Source organism: Actinomadura sp. BRA 177 (assembly GCF_013372625.1).
Lineage (GTDB): Bacteria > Actinomycetota > Actinomycetes > Streptosporangiales > Streptosporangiaceae > Spirillospora.
The window spans coordinates 1-10,563 of record NZ_JABXFD010000230.1 but is presented as its reverse complement, the minus strand read 5'-3'; the positions used below and the strand labels follow the sequence as shown (position 1 = coordinate 10,563).

The following is a 10,563-nucleotide window of genomic DNA, read 5'->3' as shown; positions in this document are numbered from 1 at the left end:
CCTCTGGTTCAGGCGACGTGATTGTGGTGATCAACCCGTCTACCAGGGGTCTCTCTGCGTCAGGCCACCAACCGACGCATTGCGATCATGCTGTGACCAGTGGACTGCCGCCACAGGGATGAAATGGGTTCATTGAGGCTGCCTCTGACTCCAGGGAAATGTAGTCCAGCATCGCTGGGGAGATCTTGCCCTCATAGTGGAGCCACCAGCCCTTCTTCTTGGCATCTCGGGCAAGCTCATAGAGGGCCTTGCGCTGGTCGGGGTCGGTGAGTTGGTAACGGTCGAGCATGTGTTCCAGGGCGGGGCGGCGGATGCCGCGTTTGCCGGTCTCCAGCTTGCTCAGGGAGGACGGCGTGCGGTTCAGGAGGCGGGCCGCCTTCTGGAGGTTGAGGTCGCGGCTCTCCCGCAGCTCGCGCAGCATCGCGCCGAGCTTGCGGCTTCGCATGGTCGGGCGCTGCGGGTTGTCCATGACGTAATCATGATCTAACGATGCGTAATCATGGGACTCCACGCGCCAAGTCGGCCAAAGTGACTCAGTCAAAAGTGCCTGGGGACGGCTTGTCCGGGGACCTCGGGACGAGGCGGGCGAACGTATCGCTTGCCATAGCCCGTCCATCTCATTCTTTTCGGCGATGACGACCCGAGGGGAACGAGCGATGACGGTGCCGATGATGAGGTTCGATGCGCTTCTGCTGCCGGGGATGGACCGGGCGGCCGGCCACGCGCGGCGGTGGCTGCAGGACGTGCTGGGCGACCACCCCGCGCTGGACGACGCGTCGCTCTGCATGAGCGAGCTGGTCACGAACGCGGCGCGGTACACCGAGTCCGGGAAGGACGGGCAGATCCGCGTGGAGGTGAGTCACTCGGACGAACTCGTCCGCGTCGAGGTCATCGACGACGGAGGCTCGACGACCGTCCCGCACCTGGCCGAGACGGGCGAGATGGACATCTGCGGACGCGGCCTGCGCATCGTCGCCTTCCTGTCCGCCAGGTGGGGCGTCACCCGGCGGGCGGAAGGGCATGCGGTGTGGTTCGAGATGCGGCGCGGCTGACCGTCAGGGGTGGGCGGGTGCCATTTCCGCGAACATTCGCCGGAGCGGCGTCTCGTCGGGCCCGATGTGGAGACGGGCGTCCTGTGCGTTGGCGAGGGTGTCGAGCAAGGCTTCGGCCTTGTGGTGTGCCGGTGGCAGGTGTGAGCTCAGGACCACCGGCGGGTCGACGTCGCGCAACGGCAGCAGCGTGGAGAGGAAGACGTCCCTGTCCATGCCGGACGGCCACGGGCTGTCGACGGCGGCCCAGAGCCGCTGGCCCGCGATGAGGTCCGGCTCCGGGACCGCGCCGATGTCGTCGCTCTGGAGGAGATCAGCGGTGGTCACCGGCGCGCCGAAGCCGTCCGAGCTGAAGCAGCTTCCGGTCATGTCGTCGATGAGGCCCATCTTCGCCGGGCTGTCGGAGAAGGGCGGGCGGAACGCCAGCAGCCGCCGGTCGCCGACGTCCAGCGACTCGCCGGGATTGAGCGTGAGCACCCGGCCGGGCGGGATCCGGCGCTCGCGTGCCAGCAGGCCCATGCCGGGGGACGTGGTCACCAGGCGCGCGCCTGGAGCAGCATCGAGGATCTCGAAGACGCTGCCGGTGTGGTCGCCATCGGGATGGGTCAGGAAGACCCACCGCAGGTCGGCAGGCTCGATGAGCGACCAGAGTTCGTCCAGGAACTCCGGGCTCGACGCGCGGAGGCCCGTGTCGATGAGCACCGGTTCCCTCGCGTACAGGACGTAGGCGTTGACCGGCCGGAACCCTAGGCCGGGAAGCGGCACCGCGTCCGTCAGGGCGACGACGTCCGGGGCCGGACGTGAGATGAACATGATCCCCCCAATGTCGCGTTTAGGGTGATATGCCCCTATGGACGGCCGGACGCCCACAAGCGGGTTATCGGACCGCAAAGAATGCACCACCTTCCCTCCGGTACCCATCGGGCCGATTCGAGATCGCTGGGACGACGGCCGGGTTTATGCAAGTTCCAGTCGGTCTTTCGGATGCACCCGAAGACCGAGTCCGGCCATTGCGTGACCGTGTGGCAGCCCTTGTCGCCATAATGGCTTGCCCAGGTGAATTGGGGGTGCCGTGTCCGTCGAGGTTGCCGCGTTGCGGGTGGGCGGGTCGGTGGCGCAACTGGCGGTAGGCCGATGGCTCGCGGGACGCTCCAGCAGGGACGGAGCCGGCAAGGACCTCGTCGAACTGATCAAGACCGGCTTCCCGGACGAGATCAAGCGGCGGCGCGTCCAGCGGCAGGTCGAAGGGATCGCCCTTTCGGTCGCCGAACGGCTCCTGACCTTCGCCGGGCATGAGTTCGGCGGGCTCACCGACGGCGACCGTGTGGCGGCACTGGACGAGGTCGTCCGCACTCTTGACCGCGCCGACCTGTCGGACGACGCGCTCTTCGCCGCCGACGCCGACCCGGTCAAGCTGGCACGGGGGCTGCGGTCGCGGCTTCCGGCGAGGAAGGCCGAGTTCGAGCTAGGCGAGGCCGGGGCGCGGCTCTACGAGGTGGTACTGGACGAGTGCTGTGACTGCCTCGCCCGCATCATCGTCCACTTGCCGCAGTTCGGCCCGCGCGCGTCCGTCGAGACGTTGAGCCGGTTGAGCGGCCTGGCCGATCAGGTGGGCGCCGTCCTGGCCCGACTTCCCGCCCGGACCCTCGATGCGCCGGAAGGCACGTCCCAGGACGACGAGTTCACTCGTCGCTACCTGGCTTCCATCAGCGGATCCTTGGACACGCTGGAGCTGTTCGGCGTCCGGTTCGAGCGGTTCACCCGTCCGCAGACGACGTTGAGCGTCGCCTACATCAGCCTGAACGTGTCGGACGAGAGCAAACGCGGCCTCCGGCATCCCACGCCCCGTGCCGTGCCGATCAGTGATTGGCGAGACGAGGTCAGGACGGGATCCGTCCGGGTCGAGGCCGCTTTGGGCGAGCATCGGCTGATGCTGCTGCGCGGTGAGGCCGGCGGCGGCAAGAGCACGCTGCTTCGCTGGCTCGCGGTCACGGCCGCCCGGGGTTCGTTCAACGGCCCGTTGAGGGACTGGAACGGGTGCGTCCCGTTCGTCATCAAGCTGCGCAGCCATGCGGGCGGGTCGCTGCCCCGCCCCGAGGGGTTCATCGACGACGTCGCCGGCAATCTCGCCGGGATCATGCCGCGTGGGTGGGCGCACCGGCGGCTGCTGTCCGGCCGGGCACTGCTTCTAGTGGACGGCGTGGACGAGGTCACCGGCACGCAGCGGCAAGCGGTCCGGACGTGGCTCAAGGGAATCATCACCGAGTTCCGCGACATCCGGATCATCGTCACCTCTCGTCCGGCGGCGGCCAGCTCCGACTGGCTGCGGGCCGAAGGGTTCGCGACGGCCTTCCTCGAACAGCTGGCCCCGGCGGACGTCCGGACGCTCGTCCAGCACTGGCACAACGCCGTCCGCGACTGCCCCGACCTGCCCTGCGCCCCGCAGCGTCTTCCCTCGTACGAGGCGCGGCTGCTGGCCCGCCTGGAGTCGGCACCTCACCTGCGGACGCTCGCGTCCAGTCCCCTGCTCGCCGCCATGCTCTGTGCGCTCAACCTCGACCGCGAGGCGCTCCCCCGCAACCGCATGGGCCTCTACGGGGCCGCGCTGGACATGCTCCTGGAGACGCGGGACGCCAAACGCGGCATCCCCAGCGCCCTCGAACGCGACCAAAAGATCCGCATATTGCAGGACGTCGCCTGGCATCTCTCCACCAGTGCCCGCGTCGAGTTGCCGAAGGCCATGGTCGAGCGGCTCATCGCGGACCGGCTGGCGTCGATGCCGCAGGTCCGGGTCTCACCGGACGATGTTCTGGGCGAGTTGCTCCAGCGCAGCGGCGTCCTTCGCGAGCCGGTGCCGGGACGCATCGACTTCGTGCACCGGACCGTCCAGGAGTACCTCGCCGCCAAGCAGGCCGCCGACCTCGGCGACATGGACCTGCTCGTCAAATATGCGCACCGCGACACTTGGCGGGAGACCGTCATCATGGCGGCCGGCCACGCCAACGAACCACTGCGCCGCGAACTCCTCACCGGCATCCTGGCGCGCGCCCGCAGCGAAAAGCGGCGAGCCCGCGTCCTGAAACTGGTGGCGGTCGCCTGCCTGGAGACCCTCCCGTCCATACCGGACGACCTGCGCAACGACCTCGACGAGTGCTTGGACGACCTCATTCCGCCCCGCGACGAGGCCACCGCCCGCTCCCTCGCCACCGCCGGCGAACCCGTCCTCGCCCGGTTGCCCGAGAGCCTGGACAGGCTGTCTCCGGCTGCAGCCTCGGCAACGGTGCAGACGGCCTGGCTGATCAACGGGCCCGGCGCATTGAACGTACTGGCCCGCTATGCGCCCGACCCCCGTTTACCCGTGCGGAAGGAGGTGGCCAAGGCATGGGACTATTTTGATGCCGATGAGTTCGCCGAGCGCGTCCTTGCCAGATCCCCGGCGGGTGGTCACCTCACGCTGCGCTGGGCGCAGCATCAGGTGCGAGCCCTAGGCAAGGTGCCGCCTCTTACCGAACTGTTCGTCCATATGGACAATATCAATGATTTCAGCTTCCTCCAGCCTCACATGAAGACGCTGGTCCGTCTCGGGCTTCGTTCTAACAAGTCGATGGCCCCGGTGCCCCTACCTTTCCTCCCGGCACTTCAGGCCCTCACGTTCAGTTATCCCGGCATCACCGGCCTCGGCTTCTTGGATGACCTGCCCCGCCTCAACAAGTTGTGGCTGCCCGAGTGCGACATGGTTACGGACTACTCACCACTCCGACACCAGACTGCATTGACAATTCTATGGATGCTCGGCTGCTCGAATCTGACCAATTTTTCCATGCTTCCTCCACTTGGGAGACTTCGCACACTCGGGGTCAACGACTCGCAGCTCAATGATGGTCTAGAGAAGATCTGCCGGGCCGCTCCCGGCCTCACCGGTCTCATGGTGAATCGCTGCGACTGGGTTACGAAGCTTCACTCGCTCACTACGCTCCCGCTGCGGGAGCTCGGCCTCGACGGCTGCCCTAACGTGACCGACTTCGAACCGATCTCCTCCTTGGCTGAACTCCGCACGCTGAGCCTGGCCAATACCCGCATCGAGGACCTTCGTCCGCTGCGGAACCTTTCGAACCTACATAGGCTGTGGCTGACCAACTGCCATTACCTCACGGATCTCAGCCAACTTGCGTCCCTGCCGAGTCTTAAGGTGCTCGACCTGACAGGCGCTGCTCCCGGGCTCGACCTGTCGCCGCTGGTCGCCAACCGCAAACTCACCGTCATGATCAAGGCAGGCCAGCACGTCAAAGGAGCTATGGCGCTTGGGCGGCGCCTGAAAATCGCTGCTTAGCGTTGAGCCCTCCCCTGGAGTGGCGCGGGCTGTCAGGTGGGGTGGGCTTCTAGGACGGTGAAGGTTGGGCTTTGGGCTGGGATGCCTGTTGGGCGTAGGCCGGCTTGGTGGAAGAGGGTTTCGTACTGGGCCTTCGTGCGTTGTAGGCCGCCGCAGGTCATGGTGAGCATTTCTAGGTCCAGCCACTTCATGCGGGACGGGGACGGGCCGTCGTTGAGGAGGCCCTCGCAGAGGAGGAGGCGGCTGTCCGGGGTCATGGCCTCGCGGCAGTTGGTGAGGATCTGGACGGCTCGGTCGTCGTCCCAGTCGTGGATGATGTGGCACAGAAGGTAGGTGTCGCAGCCGGACGGGACGGACTCGAAGAAGTCGCCGCCGATCGTTCGGCAGCGGCCTGCCGTGATCGCCGTGTTCAGTGGGCCTGTTCCGGCATCCGCCACCACCTCTGGCAGGTCGTACAGGACGCCCTCGGTGCCAGGATGCGCGGCAAGCACTTCGGCTAGGACCACGCCGTGGCCGCCGCCTACGTCCACGATTGAGCGGCCCGGGTCGCAGGCGGCCACCACGGGCGCGATGAAGCGGCCCGAGAGGGCGATCATCGCCTCGTTCAATACTTCGCCGTCGGCCGGGTGGTCGCGTACGTAGTCGAAGAGTTCCTCGCCGTGGACGTGCGCGAAGGCCGGTTCGCCGGTGCGGACGCTGTGCTCCAGGCCCGTCCAGGCGTCTCGGTGGAAGGCCGAGCCCATCATCACGGCGTAGCCGCGCAGGGAGGGGACGTCGCTGCGGAGGAGGTCGCCGAGCGGAGTGGCGGCGAATAGCCCGTCGGCACGTTCCTGGACGATGCTCACATCGGAGAGCGCGCGGAGCAGGCGGTGCAGGGTGGGCGCGTGGGCGCCGACGGCGGCGGCCAGGTCGTCAGCGGAGCGCGGTCCGTACGCCAGATGGTCGGCGATCTTCAGGTGGGCCGCGACGCTGACCGCCTGGGCGACCCAGCTGCCGGTGACCAGCCCCATCAGCGACACCGCCAGCGGATCCTCCGCTATTTCGGATGTCATTTCCCGCCCCCCACCTGCAATCACTACTCACAGTATTCACCAGCTCGCTTAACGACGCCACCGGCGGTGAGGGTTTCCTCACCGCAGCGATGAGTTCGGGGTGGCGCGGGAGTCTGCCCCCATGACTCGCGAAGGGAGGAGTGCGGTGTCGGATGCGTCACATCTCGTTGACCTCGACTGTGGTCGAGGTCGCAGGGTGAAGCCTGGGGAGCTGGGGGGATCTGTCGGACGGCGCTGGAATACTCCCGGAGCGCGCGAAGTTTAACGGTTCGCGAAAGTGTCAGTCGCTGCAGTATTTTTGCGGCTTACCCCCTGAAAACGTGCCCACGGTCCTGCGTGCCCTCGTTCGGGCCCTGACGATTGGAAGAGAGTTGACCGCTCCCGCGTCTCAAACGACGGCGGATGGCCCACTGAAGGAGGCCGACGCCGGCGGCGGGCTGGACCGCGGCGTGCTGGCCGTGGCCGGGGTCGTCGTGCTCGGCGCGATCATGTCCATCCTGGACGTGACCGTCGTCAACGTGGCCATCAACGACCTGGCCAAGGAGTTCAGCACCTCGCTGGCGACGATCCAGTGGGTGGCGACCGGCTACACGCTGGCGCTGGCCACCGTGATCCCGGTCACCGGATGGGCCTGTGCGCGGTTCGGGACCAAGCGCCTGTACATGATCTCGATCGGGCTGTTCGTGCTCGGCTCGACGCTCGCCGGGCTGGCGTGGTCGGCCGAGTCGCTGATCCTCTTCCGGGTGCTGCAGGGCCTCGGCGGCGGCATGATCATGCCGGCCGGTATGACGATCATGACGCAGGCGGCCGGGCCGCAGCGGGTCGGCCAGGTGATGAGCATCGTCGGCGTGCCGATGCTGCTCGGCCCCATCCTCGGCCCGATCATCGGCGGCTGGCTCGTCGACGACGTGTCGTGGCGCTGGATCTTCTTCATCAACCTGCCGATCGGCGTGATCTCGCTGGTCCTGGCGGCGAAGATCCTGAAGAAGGACGAGCCGAAGCCGGCCGAGCGGCTCGACCTGCTCGGGCTGATCCTGCTGTCCCCGGGCCTCGCGTCGCTGATCTACGGCGTGGCGAGGGGCGCGGAGGCGCGCGACTTCATGAAGACCGAGCCGCTGGTGTTCACGGTCGTCGGCGCGGTGCTGATGGTCGCGTTCGTGTTCCGCGCGCTGTCGGCGCACAGCCCGCTGATCGACCTGCGGCTGCTGAAGCGCCGGTCGGTGGCGGCGGCGTCCGGCACGATGGTGCTGTTCATGGTCGCGTTCATGGGCGCGATGCTGCTGCTGCCGCTGTACTACCAGGTGGTGCGCGGTGAGGGCGCCCTGGCGTCGGGCCTGCTGCTGGCTCCGCAGGGCCTCGGCGCGATGATCACGATGCCGATCGGCGGCAAGCTCACCGACCGGATCGGGCCCGGACGGGTCGTGCTCGGCGGCATGGTCCTCGTGGTGCTGTCGGTGGCCGGCTTCGCGGCGGTGCTGCAGGCCGACACGTCCTACTGGGTGCTCGGCGCGGTGCTGTTCGCGATGGGCCTCGGCATGGGCCTGACGATGATGCCGACGATGGCCGCGGCCATCCAGACCCTCGCGCACGACGAGGTGCCGCGCGCCAGCACGATGCTGAACATCATCCAGCAGGTGTCGGCGTCCATCGGCACCGCGATGATGTCGGTGCTGCTGGCCAACCAGCTCACCAGCAAGCTCGGCGGCGGGGCCGGCGGCGAGATCGGCAGCACCGAGAAGGTGCCGCCGGCGATCATGGAGAAGATCGCCGGGCCGATGGCGGACGCGTTCCAGCACACCTACTGGTACGCGGTCGGCCTGATCGCCCTGGCGTTCCTCCCGGCGCTGCTCCTCCCGCGCAAGCGGCCGGAGACGGCGGCGGTCGACGCGCCGATGCCGATGCACTAGAGCGCCCCTGGCGCGTTCCAAGCCCCGGCCGGTCCCCGCATGGGACCCGGCCGGGGCTTGGCCGTTCACGGGGATCTCAGGCCGTCGCGGAGGGTTTCGCCACCCAGTACTCGTCCTTCAGCAGCCGCTTGTAGAGCTTCCCGGTCGGGTGCCGGGGCAGCTCGGGACGGAAATCGACCGATCTGGGGCACTTGTAGTGCGCGAGATGGTCGCGGCAGTACGCGATCAGCTCGGCCGCCAGCTCCGGGCCCGCCTCGTCCATGGACAGCGGCTGGACGACGGCCTTCACCGCCTCGCCCATCTCCGCGTCCGGGACGCCGAAGACCGCGACGTCGGCGACCTTGGCGTGCACCGCGAGGACGTTCTCGGCCTCCTGCGGGTAGATGTTCACCCCGCCGCTGATGATCATGTAGGCGCGGCGGTCGGTGAGGTAGATGAAGCCGTCCGCGTCCACGTAGCCGACGTCGCCGAGCGTCGACCAGCCGCGGCCCTTCGGGTCGCGGGACGCGGCCGTCTTCTCGTCGTCCGCGTGGTACTCGAACGTGGGGCCGTTGCCGAAGTAGAGGGCCCCGGGCTCCCCGGCCGGGACCTCGTTGCCCTCCTCGTCGCACACGTGGACCTCGCCCAGGATGGGACGTCCGACGGTGCCCTTGTGGGCGAGCCAGTCCTCCGAGTTGGTGTAGACGAAGCAGTTGCCCTCGGTGCCGGCGTAGTACTCGTGCAGGATCGGCCCCCACCAGTCGATCATCCGCTCCTTGACGGGGACGGGGCAGGGCGCGGCGGCGTGCACGGCGCAGGCCAGCGACGACACGTCGTAGCGGGCGCGGGTCTCGTCCGGGAGCTTCAGCATCCGGATGAACATGGTCGGCACCCACTGGCTGTGCGTGACGCGGTACTTCTCGATGGTCGCGAGGGCCTGCTCGGGGTCGAACTTCTCCATCACCACGACCGTCGCGCCGAGCCGGTGGAAGATGAGCGAGTAGCGCAGCGGCGCGGCGTGGTAGAGCGGCGCCGGGGACAGGTAGACCGAGTCGGCGGTGGCCGCGAACAGGGTCGAGATGAGCATGTAGAGCGGCCCGGCCTCGCCCATGGGCGCCTTGGAGAGGAGCGGCTTCACCCCCTTGGGGCGGCCCGTCGTCCCGGACGAGTAGAGCATGTCCATGCCCTCGCACTCGTCCTCGATCGGGGTGGACGGGTACCGGGCGACGCGTTCCTCGTAGGACTCGTAACCGGGGGCCGTGCCGCCGAGCATGAGGCGCAGCGGCACGTCCGGCGGGTTCTGCGCGGCGGCGTCCATCGACGTGCTGGTGATGAAGACCTTGGCCTCGCAGTTGCCCACGATGTAGGCGAGCTCCTCGTGCTGGAGCCGCGTGCTGATGGCGGTGTAGTAGAGCCCGGACCGCTGGGCGGCCCAGGCGATGGCCAGGTAGAGCGGATGGTTCTCCAGCATGAACGCGATGTGGTCCCCCGGGCGCAGCCCCTCCGCGCGGAGCAGCTGCGCGAGCCGGTTGGACTCCTCGTTCAGTTCCCGGAAAGTGACGACCCGCCCGGAGCCCGCCATGATCACGGCGGGCTTGTCGGGCGTCTGAGCTGCGATCTGCCCCAGGTGCATGGCCGCAACCTACCGGGCCGGACCGCCGAATGGAATGCCATTCGGTTTGGGTCGCCGGACAGACCGCCGGACCGGTCGTCAGACGAGCATGTGGTCGAAGTCGCCGTCCTTGGCTCCGCCCACGAACGCCTCCACCTCCTCGCGCGTGTAGACGAGGATCGCTCCTCCGGGGTCCCGGGAGTTGCGCACGGCGATCTCCCCGCTGGGGAGTTCGGCCATCTCGACGCAGTTCCCGGACGGGTTGCTCCGCCGGCTCTTCTGCCAGACGAGCCCGCTGCGCCGGACGTCCGACATGTGGTGGCCGTCCATGTCTGCCCCCTCTAGGCCTCTTGGTCTCCCCCGTGGGGAGACCGCGATCTCGCCCCACCCCACACGATGGTACGAGATGCACGTGCATTCGTTCTTGCATTCGTTCATGCAGACGGTCTTGCATCTGCACGACTTGGGGAGCAAGATAGCGAACGCTCACCGGTGACCACTCCGCACGCCTCTGAGGTTTGACCATGACCGTTGACCAGGCAGACGAAGTCGCGGCCCCCAGCGCCATGGGGGGCGGCCGGCCACGGCACGCCGCCGCCGCGGTGCACGCGCCCTGGCCGGACGCCCCCCATGG

8 protein-coding genes are annotated in these 10,563 nt (G+C 68.0%); 3 read left to right on the top strand and 5 right to left on the bottom strand.

Annotated elements, in window-relative coordinates; genetic code table 11:
- Positions 1–85 precede the first annotated feature (85 nt).
- On the bottom strand, positions 86–469 hold the full coding sequence (locus tag HUX53_RS08995; protein ID WP_176402694.1) for a helix-turn-helix transcriptional regulator: 384 nt from the start codon (positions 467–469) through the stop codon (positions 86–88).
- A 199-nt stretch (positions 470–668) separates the two neighbouring features.
- Between HUX53_RS08995 and HUX53_RS08990 the strand changes: the two genes are divergently transcribed.
- The gene (locus HUX53_RS08990) at positions 669–1,052 is read left to right on the top strand and encodes an ATP-binding protein (protein ID WP_217919250.1); all 384 of its coding nucleotides are present in this window, start codon (positions 669–671) and stop codon (positions 1,050–1,052) included.
- 3 nt (positions 1,053–1,055) lie between these two features.
- Here the strand turns inward: HUX53_RS08990 and HUX53_RS08985 are convergent, their stop codons facing one another.
- Entirely contained in the window at positions 1,056–1,862 is an 807-nt protein-coding gene (locus tag HUX53_RS08985) for an MBL fold metallo-hydrolase (RefSeq protein ID WP_176402692.1), read from the bottom strand.
- A gap of 259 nt (positions 1,863–2,121) precedes the next feature.
- Here HUX53_RS08985 and HUX53_RS08980 point away from each other — a divergent pair, with 259 nt between their 5' ends.
- A complete protein-coding gene (locus HUX53_RS08980; protein ID WP_176402691.1) occupies positions 2,122–5,379 on the top strand; it encodes an NACHT domain-containing protein in 3,258 nt (1,085 codons plus the stop codon).
- A 32-nt stretch (positions 5,380–5,411) separates the two neighbouring features.
- On the opposite strand, the gene HUX53_RS08975 is transcribed toward HUX53_RS08980, so the two are convergent.
- Positions 5,412–6,431 carry a methyltransferase gene (locus HUX53_RS08975; protein WP_176402690.1) on the bottom strand — a complete coding sequence of 340 codons (1,020 nt, stop codon included), beginning with the start codon at positions 6,429–6,431 and terminating at the stop codon, positions 5,412–5,414.
- A gap of 371 nt (positions 6,432–6,802) precedes the next feature.
- Between HUX53_RS08975 and HUX53_RS08970 the strand changes: the two genes are divergently transcribed.
- On the top strand, positions 6,803–8,338 hold the full coding sequence (locus HUX53_RS08970; protein ID WP_176402689.1) for a DHA2 family efflux MFS transporter permease subunit: 1,536 nt from the start codon (positions 6,803–6,805) through the stop codon (positions 8,336–8,338).
- 76 nt (positions 8,339–8,414) lie between these two features.
- Here the strand turns inward: HUX53_RS08970 and HUX53_RS08965 are convergent, their stop codons facing one another.
- Both HUX53_RS08965 and HUX53_RS08960 read right to left on the bottom strand, forming a co-directional pair.
- Positions 8,415–9,950: an AMP-binding protein gene (locus tag HUX53_RS08965; protein ID WP_176402688.1), complete on the bottom strand. Its 1,536-nt coding sequence runs from the start codon at positions 9,948–9,950 to the stop codon at positions 8,415–8,417.
- 78 nt (positions 9,951–10,028) lie between these two features.
- Positions 10,029–10,259 (bottom strand): DUF397 domain-containing protein, encoded by a 231-nt coding sequence (locus HUX53_RS08960; RefSeq protein WP_163057068.1) that lies wholly within the window; start codon positions 10,257–10,259, stop codon positions 10,029–10,031.
- Positions 10,260–10,563 lie beyond the last annotated feature (304 nt).

Bases quoted from the DNA above. Each gene is read 5' to 3' on its own strand.
- HUX53_RS08960 (WP_163057068.1), bottom strand. From the start codon at position 10,259: ATGGACGGCCACCACATGTCGGACGTCCGGCGCAGCGGGCTCGTCTGG.
- HUX53_RS08965 (WP_176402688.1), bottom strand. From the start codon at position 9,950: ATGCACCTGGGGCAGATCGCAGCTCAGACGCCCGACAAGCCCGCCGTG.
- HUX53_RS08990 (WP_217919250.1), top strand. From the start codon at position 669: ATGATGAGGTTCGATGCGCTTCTGCTGCCGGGGATGGACCGGGCGGCC.
- HUX53_RS08985 (WP_176402692.1), bottom strand. From the start codon at position 1,862: ATGTTCATCTCACGTCCGGCCCCGGACGTCGTCGCCCTGACGGACGCG.
- HUX53_RS08975 (WP_176402690.1), bottom strand. From the start codon at position 6,431: ATGACATCCGAAATAGCGGAGGATCCGCTGGCGGTGTCGCTGATGGGG.
- HUX53_RS08995 (WP_176402694.1), bottom strand. From the start codon at position 469: ATGGACAACCCGCAGCGCCCGACCATGCGAAGCCGCAAGCTCGGCGCG.